This window comes from Streptomyces katrae, assembly GCF_002028425.1.
Classification (GTDB): Bacteria; Actinomycetota; Actinomycetes; order Streptomycetales; family Streptomycetaceae; genus Streptomyces; species Streptomyces katrae_A.
Map to the genome: position 1 here is coordinate 5,319,072 of NZ_CP020042.1, position 17,956 is coordinate 5,337,027.

At 71.5% G+C, this 17,956-nt stretch carries 13 protein-coding genes; 5 read left to right on the plus strand and 8 right to left on the minus strand.

The genetic code is table 11. The features are described from left to right. Positions 1-43 precede the first annotated feature (43 nt). Entirely contained in the window at positions 44-598 is a 555-nt protein-coding gene (locus B4U46_RS24470; protein WP_079429825.1) for a DUF6114 domain-containing protein, read from the plus strand. Then, the gene (locus tag B4U46_RS24475; RefSeq protein WP_079429826.1) at positions 588-1,898 is read left to right on the plus strand and encodes a hypothetical protein; all 1,311 of its coding nucleotides are present in this window, start codon (positions 588-590) and stop codon (positions 1,896-1,898) included. The genes B4U46_RS24470 and B4U46_RS24475 overlap by 11 nt, the downstream gene beginning before the upstream one ends. 120 nt (positions 1,899-2,018) lie before the next feature. Here B4U46_RS24475 and pyk read toward each other — a convergent pair whose 3' ends face one another. The 3 genes from pyk to pta all read right to left on the minus strand — a co-directional run bounded on the left by pyk (position 2,019) and on the right by pta (position 6,867). Continuing rightward, positions 2,019-3,449 (minus strand): pyruvate kinase, encoded by a 1,431-nt coding sequence (gene pyk / locus B4U46_RS24480; protein WP_079429827.1) that lies wholly within the window; start codon positions 3,447-3,449, stop codon positions 2,019-2,021. 62 nt (positions 3,450-3,511) lie between these two features. Continuing rightward, complete coding sequence (locus B4U46_RS24485) at positions 3,512-4,726, minus strand: acetate kinase (RefSeq protein ID WP_079429828.1); 1,215 nt, start codon at positions 4,724-4,726, stop codon at positions 3,512-3,514. Between the two features lie 50 nt (positions 4,727-4,776). Then, entirely contained in the window at positions 4,777-6,867 is a 2,091-nt protein-coding gene (pta, locus tag B4U46_RS24490) for a phosphate acetyltransferase (protein ID WP_079429829.1), read from the minus strand. Positions 6,868-7,122: 255 nt separating this feature from the next. Between pta and B4U46_RS24495 the strand changes: the two genes are divergently transcribed. Further along, positions 7,123-8,148 (plus strand): ATP-dependent 6-phosphofructokinase, encoded by a 1,026-nt coding sequence (locus B4U46_RS24495; protein WP_079429830.1) that lies wholly within the window; start codon positions 7,123-7,125, stop codon positions 8,146-8,148. 152 nt (positions 8,149-8,300) lie between these two features. Here the strand turns inward: B4U46_RS24495 and B4U46_RS24500 are convergent, their stop codons facing one another. After that, positions 8,301-8,993, minus strand: coding sequence for a helix-turn-helix domain-containing protein (locus B4U46_RS24500; protein ID WP_079429831.1), 693 nt, complete (start codon positions 8,991-8,993; stop codon positions 8,301-8,303). Between the two features lie 337 nt (positions 8,994-9,330). Between B4U46_RS24500 and B4U46_RS24505 the strand changes: the two genes are divergently transcribed. After that, the gene (locus B4U46_RS24505) at positions 9,331-9,738 is read left to right on the plus strand and encodes a MerR family transcriptional regulator (RefSeq protein WP_079429832.1); all 408 of its coding nucleotides are present in this window, start codon (positions 9,331-9,333) and stop codon (positions 9,736-9,738) included. Beyond that, the gene (gene trxA, locus B4U46_RS24510; RefSeq protein WP_079429833.1) at positions 9,735-10,079 is read left to right on the plus strand and encodes a thioredoxin; all 345 of its coding nucleotides are present in this window, start codon (positions 9,735-9,737) and stop codon (positions 10,077-10,079) included. The genes B4U46_RS24505 and trxA overlap by 4 nt, the downstream gene beginning before the upstream one ends. On the opposite strand, the gene glgB is transcribed toward trxA, so the two are convergent. The 4 genes from glgB to B4U46_RS24530 form a co-directional block, all read right to left on the minus strand. Continuing rightward, a complete protein-coding gene (gene glgB / locus B4U46_RS24515) occupies positions 10,069-12,354 on the minus strand; it encodes a 1,4-alpha-glucan branching enzyme (RefSeq protein WP_079429834.1) in 2,286 nt (761 codons plus the stop codon). The genes trxA and glgB overlap by 11 nt on opposite strands. Then, complete coding sequence (locus tag B4U46_RS24520) at positions 12,351-13,784, minus strand: maltokinase N-terminal cap-like domain-containing protein (protein ID WP_079429835.1); 1,434 nt, start codon at positions 13,782-13,784, stop codon at positions 12,351-12,353. Before B4U46_RS24520 ends, glgB begins: the two co-directional genes overlap by 4 nt. A 186-nt stretch (positions 13,785-13,970) precedes the next feature. After that, the gene (treS, locus tag B4U46_RS24525; RefSeq protein WP_079429836.1) at positions 13,971-15,665 is read right to left on the minus strand and encodes a maltose alpha-D-glucosyltransferase; all 1,695 of its coding nucleotides are present in this window, start codon (positions 15,663-15,665) and stop codon (positions 13,971-13,973) included. After that, the gene (locus B4U46_RS24530) at positions 15,662-17,656 is read right to left on the minus strand and encodes an alpha-1,4-glucan--maltose-1-phosphate maltosyltransferase (protein ID WP_079429837.1); all 1,995 of its coding nucleotides are present in this window, start codon (positions 17,654-17,656) and stop codon (positions 15,662-15,664) included. The genes treS and B4U46_RS24530 overlap by 4 nt, the downstream gene beginning before the upstream one ends. Between the last annotated feature and the right edge of the window lie 300 nt (positions 17,657-17,956).

The following is a 17,956-nucleotide window of genomic DNA, read 5'->3' on the forward strand; positions in this document are numbered from 1 at the left end:
CCACAGAGTTCTCCGTACCACCGTTTTCAGGGAGCTGTTGTCCATGAACCCCGAGGCCCCGGTTCGCGCCGCAGACGACCACTGGCTCACCGTCGTGTACTACCGGTTTCGCGCCTGGCGGGGCCAGCGTCCCTTCTGGGCGGGTCTGTTCACCCTTCTCGGTGGTGTACCCATCGCCTACTTCCCCTACGCGGACGTCCGGCTGGGCAACATCACCCTCGCGATGGCGACGACGGCCGGGTCCGGTTCGCTGATCATCGGCGTCCTGCTGATCACGCTGGGACTGGCCGTCTGGTTCCAGAAGGGCATCCGCGTCTTCGCGGGCGTCGCCGCGATCCTGCTGGCCCTGGTGTCGATCCCGGTGTCCAACCTCGGCGGTTTCTTCATCGGCTTCCTCTGCTCCCTGGTCGGCGGTGCCCTCGCACTGTCCTGGGCGCCCGGAGTGCCCGTGGAGGAGGAGCCCCACGAGGGCGACGCGGAGCAGGCGCACGACCTGCCGGACCCCTTCCAGGGCATCCCGGCTCCCCGTGAGACGGAAACGCCGTACGTGACCGAGAAGACTGCCCACGCCGATGGCGGGAGGAACAGTGCGGGGTGACGAGACGCAGCGGGGCGTGGCCCCCGGTGCAGAGTCCCGTGAGAGAAGGGGCCGCCACGCGGCGCCCAGGAAGTCGCTGCTGAACAAGCTCCAGATACCCGTCGGCAAGACGATGGCGCTCGCGGCGATGCCGACGGCCGTGCTCGTCGGGATGGGCATGGCCCCCAAGCTGGCCCTGGCCGACGACAAGGAGATCCCCTTCGCGCCCGGCCCGTGCGTGACGCGCTCCGACGAACCCTCCCCGTCGGCCTCGCCGTCCCCGTCCGGCTCCCCGTCCGCCTCGCCCTCGCCCGGTACGTCGCCGGGCGCGAGCCCCGCGCCGGACGCGAGCAAGGCTCCCAAGCCCGGTGCGAGTCCCGCGGCGACCCCGTCGGCGAAGCAGCCCGAGGCCCCCAAGGAGCGCAAGCAGGAGACCCCGGCGGCCAAGCCGTCCGCCAGTGCCTCCCCGTCCCCCTCGGCGGCCAAGACGACGAACCCGCTCGACCCGCTGGGCGTCGGCGACGCCCTCAAGGGCCTGGTGGACGCCCTCGGCAGGCCCCTCCAGGGCGCGCAGAAGCCGGCGCCCGCCCCCAGTACGCCGAGCACCCCGAAGGCCCCCGCCGCCGACCCGCAGGCCGACGCGATCCGCGACGCCGCCCACCAGGCCGGCGCCACGGTCGAGGAGCTGCCCCAGTCGGTCAAGGACACCGTCAAGACCCCGAAGGACGAGACGGGCAAGACGGCGGACGACGCGGGCAAGGCGGACACCGACAAGGCCGACGGCGCCTCGCCCTCCCCCTCCACCACGGCGGACCCGAACGGCAAGCAGCCCTTCCCCTGTCCCACCTTCGACGCCAAGGCCCTGGCCGACGCGAAGCTGGAGCAGGGCATCCCGCTCCTGCCCGACGAGCCCTGGTACCTGGACAGCTCGCTGCTGACCCTCTACGGCCTGGACTACGAGGGCATCGTCGAGGTGAAGACGGCCGGCGGGCACACCAAGAAGGTCCTGAAGTTCACGGCGGACTCGCTGGACATCAAGGACCTCTACCAGACGGTCGGCAAGACGGGGAACGTCGCCCACCTGAAGTCGCGCCCGGGCTCCACGTCCAAGATCCGCGACGGCAAGGTGACGATGTACACGGAGAGCCTCAAGGGCAACCTCTTCGGGCTCATCCCGATCGAGTTCACCCCGAACAGCCCGCCGCCCCTGAACGTCCCCTTCGCGTTCTTCACGAACGTCAAGGTCGTCCAGGCCGGCCAGTTCGGCGGCAACCTCACGGTCCCGGGCCTGCACAACTACATCGGCCCGCCGGAGGGCTAGTCCGCGCCACGCCGCGCCGCATCCGAGCGGAAAGCACCGAGGGCGGCACCCCGGGTCCCTGTGACGGGACCGGGGTGCCGCCCTCGGTCTCTGTGCGGCGGAGTGGGGCGGCCCGGGGGCTCAGTCGCGGGCGGTGCCGCCCAGGTGGTGGACGCGGACCATGTTGGTCGTGCCCGGGACACCGGGGGGAGAACCGGCCGTGATGATCATGGTGTCGCCCGGGTTGAAGCGCTGGAGCTTCAGCACCTCGGCGTCGACCAGGTCGACCATGGCGTCGGTGCTGTCCGCGTGCGGGACGACGGCGGACTCGACGCCCCAGCTCAGGGTGAGCTGGTTGCGGGTGTTCACGTCGGTGGTGAACGCCAGGATCGGCTGCTGGGCGCGATAGCGGGACAGGCGGCGGGCGGTGTCGCCGGACTGGGTGAAGGCGACCAGGGCCTTGCCGTCGAGGAAGTCCGCGATCTCGCAGGCCGCGCGGGCGACGGAGCCGCCCTGGGTACGCGGCTTCTTGCCCGGGACCAGCGGCTGGAGGCCCTTGGAGAGGAGCTCCTCCTCGGCCGCCGTGACGATCTTCGACATCGTCTTGACGGTCTCGATCGGGTACGCGCCCACCGAGGACTCGGCGGAGAGCATGACCGCGTCGGCGCCGTCGAGGATGGCGTTGGCGACGTCGGAGGCCTCCGCGCGGGTCGGGCGGGAGTTGGTGATCATCGACTCCATCATCTGGGTGGCGACGATGACCGGCTTGGCGTTGCGGCGGCACATCTCGATGAGCCGCTTCTGGACCATCGGGACCTTCTCGAGCGGGTACTCGACGGCCAGGTCGCCGCGGGCCACCATGACCGCGTCGAAGGCCGCGACCACGGCCTCCATGTTCTCGACGGCCTGCGGCTTCTCCACCTTGGCGATGACGGGGACCCGGCGGCCCTCCTCGTCCATGACGCGGTGGACGTCCTTGACGTCGTTGGCGTCGCGGACGAAGGACAGGGCGACCATGTCGCAGCCCATCCGCAGGGCGAAGCGCAGGTCGTCGACGTCCTTCTCCGACAGGGCGGGGACGTTCACGGCGGCACCCGGCAGGTTGATGCCCTTGTGGTCCGAGATGACACCGCCCTCGATGACGATGGTCCTGACCCGCGGGCCCTCGACCTCGGTCACCCGCAGCTCGACGTTGCCGTCGTTGATCAGGATCTGGTCACCCTTGGCGACGTCGCCCGGGAGGCCCTTGTAGGTGGTGCCGCAGATGGACTTGTCGCCCGGGACGTCCTCGGTGGTGATGGTGAACTCGTCACCGCGCACCAGCTCGACGGGACCCTCGGCGAAGGTCTCCAGACGGATCTTCGGACCCTGGAGGTCGGCGAGTACGCCGACCGCGCGCCCGGTCTCCTCGCAAGCCCTCCGGACGCGGTCGTACCGCTCCTGGTGTTCTGCCTGGGAACCGTGGCTGAAGTTGAATCGGGCCACGTTCATACCTGCCTCGATGAGTGCTTTCAGCTGCTCAAGCGAGTCGACGGCGGGGCCCAGCGTGCAGACGATTTTGGAACGGCGCATGAAGCGGATCCTATCCGTTTGTTTCGTAGCGGAATATTCCGTCTGGTGGAAAGTCCAAGTGACTACCTGGTAACCAGCGCGTACGCCTGGGTGGCGATCTCCAGCTCCTCATCGGTGGGCACCACGGCCACCGCCACCCGCGCGTAGTCCGTCGAGATGAGCCGGGGCTCCGGGGAGCGCGCCGCGTTCGCCTCCAGGTCCAGCGCGAGCCCCAGCTCCTCCAGTCCGGAAACCGCCGCCTCCCGCACCACCGAGGCGTTCTCGCCGACGCCCGCCGTGAACACCACCGCGTCCACCCGGCCCAGCACCGCCGTGTAGGCGCCGATGTACTTCTTCAGCCGGTGCACGTACGCCGCCAGCGCCAGGCGCGCCGACTCGTCGCCCTCGCCCGCCCGCCGGGTCACCTCGCGCATGTCGTTGTCGCCGCACAGACCCAGCAGACCGCTCTTCTTGTTGAGCAGCGAGTCGATCTCGTCGACCGAGAGCCCGCCCACCCGCGCCAGGTGGAAGACCACCGCCGGGTCCAGGTCCCCGGAGCGGGTCCCCATGACCAGCCCCTCCAGCGGGGTCAGCCCCATCGAGGTCTCCACGCACACCCCGCCGCGCACGGCCGAGGCGGAGGCCCCGTTCCCCAGGTGCAGCACGATCACGTTGACCTCCTCCACCGGCTTGCCCAGCAGCGCGGCCGCGGCCCGGGAGACGTAGGCGTGGGAGGTGCCGTGGAAGCCGTACCGCCGGATGGAGTACTTCTCGGCGGTCGCCGCGTCGATCGCGTACCGGGCCACGTGCTCCGGCATCGTCGAGTGGAAGGCCGTGTCGAAGACGGCCACCTGCGGGAGGTCCGCGCGCAGCTCGCGGGCCACCTCTATGCCGGTCACGTTCGCCGGGTTGTGCAGCGGGGCCAGCGGGATCAGGCTGCGGATCTCCGCCAGCACCTCGTCGTCGATCACCGTCGGGGCGGTGAACCGGGTCCCGCCGTGCACCACCCGGTGTCCCACGGCGGCCAGTTCGGGGGAGTCCAGGCCCAGGCCGTCCGCCGCCAGCTCCTCGGCCACCGCCCGCAGCGCCTGCGCGTGGTCGGCGATCGCGCCGGTCCGTTCGCGCTTGCCGCCCGCGGCGCCCGGCCCGGCGAGCGGCTCGTGGACCAGGCGCGAGCCGTCCTCCCCGATCCGCTCCACCAGGCCCACGGCCAGCCGGGACGAGTCGGCCATGTCGAGGAGCTGGTACTTGACCGACGAGGAGCCGGAGTTGAGGACGAGTACGCGCGTTGCGGTCACGGCGGGAGTCTTTCCTTCGGACGGAGGGATGCGGGGGAGGCGGGGCGGGGTCAGGCGGTGGGCGCTGCCGCGCCCTGGGACTGCGCCTGGATCGCGGTGATCGCCACCGTGGTGACGATGTCCTGGACGAGCGCCCCGCGCGAGAGGTCGTTGACGGGCTTGCGCAGGCCCTGGAGGACCGGGCCGACCGCGACGGCGCCCGCCGAACGCTGCACGGCCTTGTAGGTGTTGTTGCCCGTGTTCAGGTCCGGGAAGATCAGCACGCTCGCCCGGCCGGCCACCTCGGAGCCGGGCAGCTTGGTCGCCGCCACCGAGGGCTCCACGGCCGCGTCGTACTGGATCGGCCCCTCGATCAGCAGGTCCGGGCGCTGCTCGCGGACGGTCTCGGTGGCCTTGCGGACCTTCTCCACGTCCGCGCCGGAGCCGGAGGTGCCGGTGGAGTACGACAGCATCGCGATCCGCGGCTCGACGCCGAAGGCCGCGGCGGTGGCCGCCGACTGGACGGCGATGTCGGCGAGCTGCTCGGCGTTCGGGTCCGGGTTGACCGCGCAGTCCCCGTACACGAGGACCTGGTCGGCCAGGCACATGAAGAAGACGGAGGAGACGATCGAGGCCTCCGGCTTGGTCTTGATGATCTCGAAGGCCGGGCGGATGGTCGCGGCGGTGGAGTGCACCGCGCCGGAGACCATGCCGTCGGCCAGGCCCTCCTGGACCATCAGCGTGCCGAAGTAGTTGACGTCGGTGACCACGTCGTGGGCCAGCTCGACGGTCATGCCCTTGTGGGCGCGGGCCTGCGCGTAGTACTCGGCGAACCGTTCCCGCAGGGGCGAGTCCGCCGGGTCGATGAGCTGCGCGCCCGAGATGTCGACGCCGAGGTCGGCCGCCTTCTTGAGGATCGCCTGCTCCTCGCCCAGCAGGGTCAGGTCGCAGACCCCCCGGCGCAGCACCACGTCCGCGGCGCGCAGCACCCGCTCCTCGGTGCCCTCGGGCAGGACCACGCGCCGCCGCTCCGAGCGGGCCCGCTCCAGCAGCTCGTGCTCGAACATCATCGGGGTGACGCGCTCGGAGCGGGCCACCGACAGCAGGCCGCGCAGCTCGGCGGTGTCCACGTGGCGTTCGAAGAGGCCGAGCGCGGTCTCCAGCTTGCGCGGGGTCGCGGAGTTCAAACGGCTCTGCAGGGAGAAGAGTTCGGCAGCCGTCGGGAAGCTGTTGCCGGCCACCGAGACCACCGGGGTGCCGGGCGCCAGCTTCGAGGCGAGGGTGAGGATGTCCTGCCCCGGGCGCTCGCCCAGGGTCAGCAGGACGCCGGCGATCGGCGGGGTGCCGGAGGTGTGCGCGGCCAGGGCTCCGACGACCAGGTCGGCGCGGTCCCCGGGGGTGACCACCAGGCAGCCGGGGGTCAGGGCGGCCAGGAAGTTCGGCAGCATCGCACCGCCGAAGACGAAGTCCACGGCGTCGCGCGCCAGCCCGGCGTCGTCGCCGAGCAGCACCTCGCCGCCGAGGGCCCGGGTGATCTGGGCGACGGTCGGCGCGGAGAGGGTCTTGTCGTCCGGCAGGACGTAGCAGGGCACGGGCAGACGGGCGGCGAGCCGCTCGGCTATGGAGTCCCGGTCCGCCGCGGCGACCCGGTTGACCACCATCGCCACCACGTGGCAGCCCAGGCCCTCGTAGGCCCGGTAGGCGCCCTGGGCCTCGGCGCTCACGGCGCCGGCGGGCTGCTTGGTGCCGCCCACCACGGGGATGACGACCGCGCCCAGCTCGTTGGCGAGCCGGGCGTTGAGGGCCAGCTCGTCGGGGAGGTTGGTGTCGGCGTAGTCGGTGCCGAGGACCAGCATGACCTCGTAGTCGCGGGCCACCCGGTGGTAGCGGTCCACGAGCGTGGAGACCAGCTCGTCGGTGCCCTTCTCGGCCAGGACCGCGGCGGCCTCCCCGTACTCCATGCCGTAGGCGGCCGAGGCGTCCTGGTCGAGCCGGTAGCGGGCCTTGAGCAGGTCGAAGAGGCGGTCCGGTGCGTCGTGCAGCAGCGGACGGTAGACGCCGACCCGGCCCGTCTGCCGGGTCAGGAGCTCCATGATCCCCAGTTCGACGACCTGGCGGCCGTCCCCCCGCTCGATCCCGGTCACATACACGCTGCGCGTCACGCGTGCTCTCCGTCCATGCTGTGGCTGTCGGTTTTGGTCTGGCGGTTTTGGTGTGGCTCGACCTCTTGACAATACCCCGGTCAGTGGATAAAGCGCCCGCCGGAACAAAGGCCCGGGAGGCCGGGACCAAAGGCCTGGTGGCGCAGTGGTGCGGAGGGTGCGGCACCCCGCCGCCGTGGAACAATCGGACAGGTGGGATCAATACGCCCACCAGGTGCGGCCAGTACCAGGACCAGGAGCAGGAGACACAGGACGATGCGTATCGGAGTTCTCACCGCAGGCGGCGACTGTCCCGGCCTGAACGCCGTCATCCGGTCGGTCGTACACCGCGCACTGGTCGGCCACGGCGACGAGGTCATCGGCTTCGAGGACGGGTTCAAGGGACTCCTCGACGGCCACTACCGCCCCCTGGACATCAATGCCGTCAGCGGCATCCTGGCCCGCGGCGGCACCATCCTCGGCTCGGCCCGCATGGAGCGCGCCCGGCTGCACGAAGCCGCCGAGAACGCGGCGGAACTCGCGCGGCGCTACCAGCTCGACGCCCTGATCCCGATCGGCGGCGAGGGCACCCTGACGGCCTCGCGGATGCTCGCCGACGCCGGGATGCCGGTCGTCGGCGTCCCCAAGACCATCGACAACGACATCTCCGCCACCGACCGCACCTTCGGCTTCGACACCGCCGTCACCGTCGCCACCGAAGCCATCGACCGCCTCAAGACCACCGCGGAATCCCACCAGCGCGTGATGGTCGTCGAGGTCATGGGCCGCCACGCGGGCTGGATCGCCCTGGAGTCCGGCATGGCCGGCGGCGCCCACGGCATCTGCCTGCCGGAGCGGCTCTTCGAAGTGGACGCCCTGGTGAAGATGGTGGAGGAGCGGTTCGCCCGGGGCAAGAAGTTCGCCGTCGTCTGCGTCGCCGAGGGAGCGCACCCCGCCGAGGGCTCCATGCCCTACGAGAAGGGCGCCATCGACGCGTACGGCCACGAGCGCTTCGCCGGCATCGGCAACCGCCTGGCCGTCGAGCTGGAGCACCGGCTGGGCAAGGAGGCCCGCCCGGTCATCCTCGGCCACGTCCAGCGCGGCGGCGTGCCCACCGCCTACGACCGCGTCCTGGCCACCCGCTTCGGCTGGCACGCCGTCGAGGCCGTGCACCGCGGGGACTTCGGCAACATGACGGCCCTGCGCGGCACCGAGGTCGTCATGGCCCCGCTGGCCGATGCCGTCGCCGAGCTGAAGAGGGTCCCCGACGACCGCATGTACGAGGCCGAGTCCGTCTTCTGACCGGGCCCTGCGTCCCGGCCCGCCGGGACCCTCGTCCCCGGTTCCGCGCCGGACGGCCCCGGTCGCCCTCCCGTGAGAGGGACGACCGGGGCCGTCGCGTACGGGCGCGGGGTGCCGGACGTGCCGTTGCGCGTGCCGCCGGACGTGCCGCCTCACGCACCGCCGCCGGCCAGCGACCAGAACCGCTCCGAGATCGCCTCCAGGTACTCCCGGCCGGCGTCGCCGGTCCAGGTCGCGCTGTCGCCGCCGCCCCAGCTGACCGTGGCCACCATCCGCTGCTGGTACTCGTTGTAGAGCAGCTCCAGGATCCGCTCCAGATGGGCCTTGGGTACCGGCAGCAGCTTGGCCAGCGGCTTCACGTACGCCTGCCAGCGGGTGGTCGCCGCGCTGCGCAGCAGCCCGTCGAGCTCGTCCTGCCTGCCGCTCACCCCCACGAACTGGGCCAGGCTCAGCTTCAGCACCGAGGCGAGGGCGGCGGACTGGCGCTCGTTGCCCCTCCAGCGCCCGCTCTCCTCCATCTTCAGGTACGCGCCCGGCTCCACTCCGACCCGGCGGGCCAGGTCCTCGGGGTCCATGCCCCGGGCCAGCCGGTGCTCCCGCAGGGTGACGGGCTCGGCGAGCAGCTCCCCGGGGGAACACCAGAGCACGCCGGCGAGGGCGGTGAGCTCGGCGGAACTGGGCGACTGCTCGCCCTGCTCCCAGGCCATCACGGTCTCGGGTGCGACGAGCAGGCCGTACTGCGCCCGCAGGCCGTAGGCGACATGACCGGGCGCCATGCCCAGGGCCGCGCGCAGGCGGCGCGCGGCGGGGGCATTGAAAGGTGGGCTGGAGTGCACACGGCACACGGTAGGAGTGGCCGAGCCTCGCCGACTACAGACTATTCAAACAAGCCAATAACTCGTAGGAAAGTCCTATGGAGTTCATGACTTTATGCGGTTTTCCCGGCGACTGTCCGGTAATCGGATGCAGGAAGATCCATTGACAGCGTACGGATCCGGCCACTGCGATGTGGGCGCCTTTCCCGGACCCGCCGCGTGATCCCCGCCACACACCGTGAACCGCACCCCCACGCCGTACGTGATCCATATCGGGGCCCTCGCATACGGGGGTGGCGAGGGCCCCCGCACGTCCCGCCCCGCAGCCCCTATCCCTGACGTCGGCGTCAAGGAATACGGTCGGCCCATGCGCATCGGCGAACTGGCGAAACGGGCCGGGACCAGCACCCGCACGCTGAGGTACTACGAGTCGCGCGGTCTGCTGACCGCCCGGCGGACCGGCAACGGCTACCGCGACTACGACGAGGACGACCTGCGGCTCCTGCTCCAGATCCGCACCCTCCAGGACTTCGGCTTCGACCTGGAGGACACCCGCCCCTTCGTCGACTGCCTGCGCGACGGCCACCCGGCCGGCGACAGCTGCCCCGCCTCGCTCGCCGTCTACCGCCGCAAGCTCGCCGAGCTCGACGGGCTGATCGGCCGGCTGGCGGACGTACGCGAGCAGGTCGCGCACCAGTTGGCGGCGGCCGAGGAGGCCGCCGGACAGGTACAGCCGCGCTGCGAGATGGCCGGCTGGGAGAGGGGAACACGATGATCCACGCCAAGGGTGTGGCCGAGGTGACCGACGCGGACTTCGCGGCGGAGGTGCTGGCCGAGCGGGACCGCCCGGTCCTGGTGGAGTTCACCGCGGACTGGTGCGGCCCCTGCCGCCAGCTGGCCCCCGTGCTCTCCGCCGTGGCGGCCGAGGAGGCCGGGCGCCTGAAGGTCGTGCAGATCGACGCGGACACCAACCCCGGCGCCGTCACGCGCTACGGGGTGCTGTCCATGCCGACCCTGCTCCTCTTCCGCGACGGCGAGCCCGTCCGGCAGCTCGTCGGCGCCCGGCCCAAGCGCCGCCTCCTCCAGGAGCTGGAGGAGGCGCTCGTCAGGGCCTGAGCCAGACCGTCGCCATCGGCGGGAGCGTCATCCGCAGGCTCCTCGCGCGGCCCTGGGCCGGGACCGGCTCCGGACACAGCGGGCGGTCGTGGTGGACGCCGCTCCCGCCGTACACCTCCCGGTCCGTGTTGAGGACCTCCCGCCACACCGGAACCTCCTCCGGCACCCCGATCCGGTAGCCGTGCCGGACCACCGGCGAGAAGTTCGACACGCACAGCAGCGGCGAGCCGTCGTTTCCGTACCTCAGGAAGGCGAACACGTTGTCGTCGGCCGCGTCCGCCTCCACCCACGCGAAGCCCTCCGGCACCGAGTCCCGCTCCCACAGCGCCGGCGCCGCCGCGTACGCCCGGTTCAGGTCGCGCACCAGCTCCCGCACCCCCCGGTGGTCCCCGGCCGCCGGGTAGGAGGAGTCCAGCACCCACCAGTCCGGCCCGTAGGTCTCCGACCACTCCGAACCCTGCGCGAACTCCTGCCCCATGAACAGCAGCTGCTTGCCCGGATGGGCCCACATGAACCCCAGGTACGCCCGGTGCGTGGCCCGCTGCTGCCACCAGTCGCCCGGCATCTTCGACACCAGCGAGCGCTTGCCGTGCACCACCTCGTCGTGGGAGATGGGCAGCACGAAGTTCTCGCTGAACGCGTACACCATCCCGAAGGTCATGTCGTGGTGGTGGTACTTGCGGTGCACCGGCTCCTTCGACACGTACCGCAGCGTGTCGTGCATCCAGCCCATGTTCCACTTCAGCCCGAAGCCCAGCCCGCCCGAGTCCGTCGGCCGCGTCACCCCGTCCCAGGCCGTGGACTCCTCCGCGATCGTCACCACGCCCGGGCAGCGCCGGTACACCGTCGCGTTCATCTCCTGGAGCAGCGCCACCGCGTCCAGGTCCTCCCGGCCGCCGTGCTCGTTCGGCGACCAGTCGCCCTCGCCGCGCGAGTAGTCCAGGTACAGCATCGAGGCCACCGCGTCCACGCGCAGCCCGTCCACGTGGAACTCCTGGCACCAGTACACGGCGTTGGCCACCAGGAAGTTGCGGACCTCCTTGCGCCCGTAGTCGAACTCCAGCGTCCCCCAGTCCGGGTGCGCCGCCCGCCGCGGGTCCTGGTGCTCGTACAGCGGCCGCCCGTCGAACTCGGCCAGCGCCCACGCGTCGCGCGGGAAGTGCGCCGGCACCCAGTCGACGATCACCCCGATCCCGGCCCGGTGCAGCGAGTCCACCAGGAACCGGAAGTCGTCCGGGGTGCCCAGCCGCGAGGTCGGCGCGTAGAAGCCGGTGACCTGGTAGCCCCACGAGCCGCCGAAGGGGTGCTCGGCGACCGGCATGAACTCCACGTGCGTGAAGCCCAGCTCCTTGACGTACGAGGGCAGCTGCTCGGCCAGGCTGCGGTAGCTCAGCCCCGGCCGCCATGACGCCAGGTGCAGCTCGTAGACCGACATCGGCGCCTGGTGCGCCGGCCGGCCCCCGCGCGCGGCCATCCACCGCGCGTCGCCCCACTCGTACCGGGACGCCGTGACCACCGAGGCGTTGGCCGGCGGGACCTCCGCGTACCGGGCCATCGGGTCGGCGCGCAGGGTGTGGCCGCCGTCCGGGCGGGTGATGTCGTACTTGTACAGGGTCCCCTCGCCGATCCCCGGCAGGAACAGCTCCCACACCCCGGTCGAGCCCAGCGAACGCATCGGGTACGCCACGGAGTCCCAGTACGAGAAGTCCCCGGTGACCCGGACGCCCTGTGCGTTGGGCGCCCACACCGTGAACCGGGTGCCGGCCACCCCCTGGTGCTCCATGACCTGCGAGCCCAGCGCCGTCCACAGCTCCTCGTGCCGGCCCTCGCCGATCAGGTGCAGGTCCAGCTCGCCGAGGGTGGGCAGGAACCGGTACGGGTCGTGGACCTCGATCTCGTCCTTCTCGTACGCCACCAGCAGCCGGTAGTCCGGTACCCCGGTCAGCGGCAGCAGCCCGGAGAACAGCCCGTCGCCCTCGTCGAGGAGCTCGGCCCGCAGCCCCTTCGCCACGATCGTGACGGCCTTCGCGTACGGGCGCAGCACCCGGAAGGCCACCCCGCCCCGCTGGGCGCGGGCGCCCAGCAGCGCGTGCGGGTCGTGGTGGCGGCCCTCCAGCAGCCGGGCCCGTTCCCCCGGGTCCAGCGCGGGGGCCGGCCGGACCCCGTGGGGCGGGGCGGTGCGGCGGGCACGCGGGGCGCGGGGGCGCTTCGCGGCTTCCGGGACCGCTGCGGCTTCCTCGCGGACGGTCGGTGACGGCTGTCGTGCGGCGCTCACGCGAGCGGCCTCCTCGGGGGCTTCGGGTGGGGGGCGGTGCCGGGAAGGGGCGGGGGCATGCGGTGTGCGGGGCGTTCGGGCGCCGACAGCCGGCGGATCGCCGCCATCGGGACGTGCAGCCAGTCGGGGCGGTGCCGGAACTCGTAGCGGGCCTCGTACACGGCCTTGTCGGTCTCGTACGCGCGCAGCAGGACCGGGTCCTCGCGCGGGTCGCGGCCGGTGGTGCGGGCGTAGCCCTCGCAGAACGCGGCCCGGCAGGCGTCCGCCCAGGCGGGGGCGAAGGGCCGGTGCGAGCGGGCGGCGTAGTCGAAGGAGCGCAGTATCCCGGCGATGTCGCGGACGGCCGGTTCGGGCCGGCGCCGGTCGGCCAGCGGGCGGGCCGGCTCGCCCTCGAAGTCGATCAGCGCCCAGCTGCCGTCGGCGGTGCGCAGGGTCTGGCCCAGGTGCAGGTCCCCGTGGATGCGCTGGGCGGGCACCCCGGCCCCCCGCGAGGCGGCCAGGGCGTCGAAGGCGCCGCGCAGCCCGGCCTCGAAGGGCCGCAGCGCGGGCACCTCGCGGGCGGTGGCGGCCAGCCGCGCGGTCATCCCGGCGGCGAGCCGGGCCGTCTGCTCGGGACCGAGGGCCAGGGTGGGCAGGGCGTCGGCCAGGGCGCTGTGCACCTCGGCGGTGGCCCGGCCCAGGGCGTGTGCCTCGGCGGTGAAGTCGGCGCCGGCGCCGAGCCGGCGCAGGGCCAGCTGCCAGCCGTCGTCGGAACCGCGCAGGTAGGGCTGGAGCACGCCCAGGGTCAACGGTTCTCCACCGCCCGGCGCGGCCTCGTACCAGGCCACCGGGGCGGGGACGCGGGCGCAGCCGGCGGCGGCGAGGGCTCTGGGCAGCTCCAGGTCCGGGTTGATCCCGGGGCCGACCCGGCGGAACACCTTCAGGATGTACGAATCCCCGTAGATCAGCGAGGAGTTGGTCTGCTCCCCGGACAGCGGCCGGGGGGTGAGCCCGGCCTCGATCGGGGTGTGCGGGTCCCGGTCGAAGCGCAGCGGCCCCAGGGTTCCGGGGGAGCGCAGCCGCTCCAGCAGCATGGCGGCGAGCCGGGGGTCGCCCAGGGCGGCGTACACGGCCATCCCGGCGTACGGGCCGGACCGGGGGTGGCCGATCAGGGTGGGGGCGAGGGCGGGGGGCAGCGGGGACGGGCGGATGCCCAGCAGCAGTTGGTAGCAGTCCCCGTCCACGTCGAGCAGCAGGTGCAGCAGGCCCGGGACGGAGCCCGGCGGCAGCAGCTCGGCGGCCGAGACGGGCCTGAGCCGGCCGATCCCGCGTCCCTTTCCCGCGAACCAGCGTTGCGCGGGCAGCCATTCCCGCAGCATCGGTTCGAGCGGGCCGATCCCGGCGGCCGGGTCGGCCGTCAGCCGGCTCCGGGCGGATGCAGCCTCCGACATGGCGTCGCGTCCTTTCCCCGGGCCGTCACAGAATGCGCAGAGTGTCCCGGATGTGCGGCAGTTGCTTCTCCGGTAAGTGCGAGTGTCGGGTCAGGATGCTCCGTACAGGGGCGGGCGTTGACCCGTTGGAGTGCCCGCCCCGTTCCGGTGCCGCGCGGGTTCGCGCGGCCGGCCTTCGGCCGGCGCCTACTCCCGGCGCAGGCGGAACCAGTAGAAGCCGTGGCCCGCCAGGGTCAGCAGGTACGGCCATTCACCGATCGGCGGGAAGCGCACGTCACCCGTGAGCTCCACCGGTACCCGCCCGTTGAAGGACCGCAGGTCCAGCTCGGTGGGCTGCGCGAAGCGCGAGAAGTTGTGCACGCACAGCACCAGGTCGTCCCCGTACTCGCGCAGGAACGCGAGGACGGCCGGGTTGGACGAGGGCAGTTCGGTGTACGAGCCGAGTCCGAAGGCGGGGTTCACCTTGCGGATCTCGATGAGCCTGCGGGTCCAGTGCAGCAGTGAGGAGGGCGACGCCATGGCCGCCTCGACGTTGGTGACCTGGTACCCGTAGACGGGGTCCATGATGACCGGCAGGTTCAGCCTTCCCGGATCGCAGGAGGAGAAACCGGCGTTGCGGTCGGGGGTCCACTGCATCGGCGTGCGCACGCCGTCGCGGTCGCCCAGCCAGATGTTGTCGCCCATGCCGATCTCGTCGCCGTAGTAGAGGATCGGCGAGCCGGGCAGGGACAGCAGCAGGGCGGTGAACAGCTCGATCTGGTTGCGGTCGTTGTCCAGGAGCGGCGCGAGCCGGCGCCGGATGCCGATGTTGGCGCGCATCCGGGGGTCCTTGGCGTACTCGGAGTACATGTAGTCGCGCTCTTCGTCCGTGACCATTTCGAGGGTGAGCTCGTCGTGGTTGCGCAGGAAGATGCCCCACTGGCAGCGGTCCGGGATCGCCGGGGTCTTGGCCAGGATCTCCGAGACGGGATAGCGCGACTCGCGGCGCACGGCCATGAAGATGCGCGGCATGACCGGGAAGTGGAAGGCCATGTGGCACTCGTCGCCGCCGGCCGCGTAGTCCCCGAAGTAGTCCACGACGTCCTCGGGCCACTGGTTGGCCTCGGCGAGAAGGACGGTGTCCGGGTAGTGCGCGTCGATCTCCGCCCTGACCCGCTTGAGGAGCGCGTGGGTGCGGGGCAGGTTCTCGCAGTTGGTGCCCTCCTCGGCGTACAGGTAGGGCACGGCGTCGAGGCGGAAGCCGTCGATGCCGAGGTCGAGCCAGAACCGCAGCGCGGAGATGATCTCCTCCTGCACGGCCGGGTTCTCGAAGTTGAGGTCCGGCTGGTGCGAGAAGAAGCGGTGCCAGTAGTACTGCTTGCGGACCGGGTCGTAGGTCCAGTTCGAGGTCTCGGTGTCGATGAAGATGATCCGGGCGTCCTGGTACTGCTTGTCGTTGTCCGCCCACATGTAGTAGTCCCCGTAGGGCCCGTCCGGGTCCTTGCGGGACTGCTGGAACCACTCGTGCTGGTCGCTGGTGTGGTTCATGACGAAGTCGATGATCACCCGCATGCCGCGGCTGTGCGCGGCGTCCACGAACTCCACGAAGTCGGCGAGGTCTCCGAACTCGGGGAGCACGGCGGTGTAGTCGGAGACGTCGTAGCCCCCGTCGCGCAGCGGCGAGGCGAAGAACGGCGGCAGCCACAGGCAGTCGATGCCCAGCCACTGGAGGTAGTCCAGCTTCTGGGTGAGCCCCTTGAGGTCCCCGACGCCGTCGCCGTTGCTGTCGTGGAAGGAGCGGACCAGGACCTCGTAGAAGACGGCCCGCTTGAACCAGTCGGGGTCGCGGTCCTTGGCGGGGGTGTCCTCGAAGGTGTCGGGGACGGGATCGTTGATCATCATGTGGTGGGTGACCCTCCGGTGGGCGGGGACGGTCGCAGGGCGGCCAGTACGTGCGCGGGCGTGCGGCCCGGCTCCAGGCGTACGTAGTTCGCCCTGCCCCAGTGGTAGGTCTCGCCGGTGAGCTCGTCGCGCACCGCGAGGGACCCGTGCCAGTCGAGGCCGAGTACCGGCATGTCCAACGAGACCGTCGCCTCCTGGGTGTGGTGCGGGTCGAGGTTGACGACCACCAGTACGGAATTTCCTCCCGCGTGCTTCGAATAGGCGATCACCTGTTCGTTGTCGGTCGCGTGGAAGTGGATGTCCCGTAGCTGCTGGAGGGCCGGGTTGCGCCGGCGCAGCCGGTTCAGGGCCGTGATCAGCGGGGCGATGGAACGGCCCTCGCGGTCGGCCGCCGCCCAGTCGCGGGGGCGCAGTTCGTACTTCTCGGAGTTCAGGTACTCCTCGCTGCCCTCGCGCACCGGCTCGTTCTCGCACAGCTCGTAGCCGGCGTAGACGCCCCAGGTGGGGGAGAGGGTGGCGGCGAGGACCGCGCGGACCTCGAAGGCGGGGCGGCCGCCCTTCTGGAGGTACTCGTGGAGGATGTCGGGCGTGTTGACGAAGAAGTTCGGCCGCATCACGGAGGCCGAACGGGTCCCGGACAGCTCGGTCAGGTACTCGGTCAGCTCGGCCTTGGTGTTGCGCCAGGTGAAGTACGTGTACGACTGCTGGAAGCCGACCGAGGCGAGCGCGCGCATCATCGCGGGCCGGGTGAAGGCCTCCGCCAGGAAGATCACGTCGGGATCGCTCTTGTTGATGTCCGCGATCACCTTCTGCCAGAAGACGACCGGCTTGGTGTGCGGGTTGTCGACGCGGAAGATCCGGACCCCGTGGTCCATCCAGTGGCGCAGGATCCGGCAGGTCTCCTCCACGATCCCGGCCATGTCGTTGTCGAAGTGGACCGGGTAGATGTCCTGGTACTTCTTCGGCGGGTTCTCGGCGTAGGCGATCGTCCCGTCGGCCCGGTGGCGGAACCACTCCGGGTGCTTCTCCACCCAGGGGTGGTCCGGGGAGCACTGGAGGGCGAAGTCCAGGGCGATCTCCATCCGCAGCTCACGGGCGCGCGCCACGAAGGCGTCGAAGTCCTCCAGCGTCCCGAGGTCCGGGTGGACGGCGTCGTGCCCGCCCTCCGGGGAACCGATGGCCCACGGCACTCCGGGATCCCAACTACCCGCTGACAGCGTGTTGTTGGGGCCCTTGCGGAAGGTCGACCCGATCGGGTGGATCGGCGGCAGGTACACCACGTCGAACCCCATCGCGGCGATGGCCGGAAGCCGGTCGGCGGCGGTCCGGAAGGTGCCGCTGACAGGGGCCGAGCCGGGCTCCACCACCGCTCCCTCGGAGCGGGGGAACATCTCGTACCAGGAGCCGAAGAGGGCCCGCTTGCGCTCGACCAGCAGCGGCAGCGCCTTCGCGGAGGTCACCAGCTCCCGGTACGGGCGCCGGGCCAGCGCCGCGTCGACGGCCGGGGCGAGCGCCGCCGCGTGGCGCGCCTCCACGGTCAGGTCCTCGTTGCGCATCGCATCGGCCGCGGCCAGCACGGCCTCGCGCCCGTCGCGCTTGGGAACCTTCGCGGCCGCCCGCTCGTAGAGCTCGGCGCCTTCCAGGAACAGCAGCCCGGTGTCGATGCCCGCCGGGACCTTGACCGCGGCATGGGCCCGCCAGGTGGCGACCGGATCGCTCCACGCCTCGACGGTGTACGTCCACCTCCCCTCGACCTCGGCGGACACCCGGGCACACCAGCGGTCGGTACCGGGGGCCAGCTCGCGCATCGGCACCGGCGGGCGCAGCCGCCCGCTCGGATCGCGCAGGACCACATGGGCGGAAACGGCGTCGTGACCCTCCCGGAACACGGTGGCGGAAATCTCGAAGACCTCGTCCACCACCGCTTTGGCGGGTCTGGCGCCGCAGTCGACGGCGGGGAGGACGTCCAGCACGGGAATGCGACCGATCATGATGGGATCACCTGGGGGCAGTTCGCAGGGCTCGGTGACGGGCCGGCCGGGACCGCGGCCGGTAGTGCACGCTCTGTTCGCTCTGTTTCTAGCCGCTCGGAAGACGGCTGGGCTGCGGGCATGGCCGCTCCTGTCCGCGTTCACTCGGGTGGCGGGAGAAGGTCGGGGGTTTGCCGTGCGCGTACCGCGTGTACCCGCTGAGCCCTTCCCAATCCTCCAGCGCCCAATCCGTGCTGTGGGTCAACTACTCGTACGTAGGGAGCGCCCCATTCCCCAAGGGGCCGCTCGACATCGGTCGAG

Excerpts from the sequence above, each read along its gene's own strand:
- B4U46_RS24470 (WP_079429825.1), top strand. The coding sequence starts at position 44 with ATGAACCCCGAGGCCCCGGTTCGCGCCGCAGACGACCACTGGCTCACC.
- pyk (WP_079429827.1), bottom strand. The coding sequence starts at position 3,449 with ATGCGCCGTTCCAAAATCGTCTGCACGCTGGGCCCCGCCGTCGACTCG.
- B4U46_RS24495 (WP_079429830.1), top strand. The coding sequence starts at position 7,123 with ATGCGTATCGGAGTTCTCACCGCAGGCGGCGACTGTCCCGGCCTGAAC.
- B4U46_RS24505 (WP_079429832.1), top strand. The coding sequence starts at position 9,331 with ATGCGCATCGGCGAACTGGCGAAACGGGCCGGGACCAGCACCCGCACG.
- trxA (WP_079429833.1), top strand. The coding sequence starts at position 9,735 with ATGATCCACGCCAAGGGTGTGGCCGAGGTGACCGACGCGGACTTCGCG.
- B4U46_RS24520 (WP_079429835.1), bottom strand. The coding sequence starts at position 13,784 with ATGTCGGAGGCTGCATCCGCCCGGAGCCGGCTGACGGCCGACCCGGCC.
- treS (WP_079429836.1), bottom strand. The coding sequence starts at position 15,665 with ATGATGATCAACGATCCCGTCCCCGACACCTTCGAGGACACCCCCGCC.
- B4U46_RS24530 (WP_079429837.1), bottom strand. The coding sequence starts at position 17,656 with ATGATCGGTCGCATTCCCGTGCTGGACGTCCTCCCCGCCGTCGACTGC.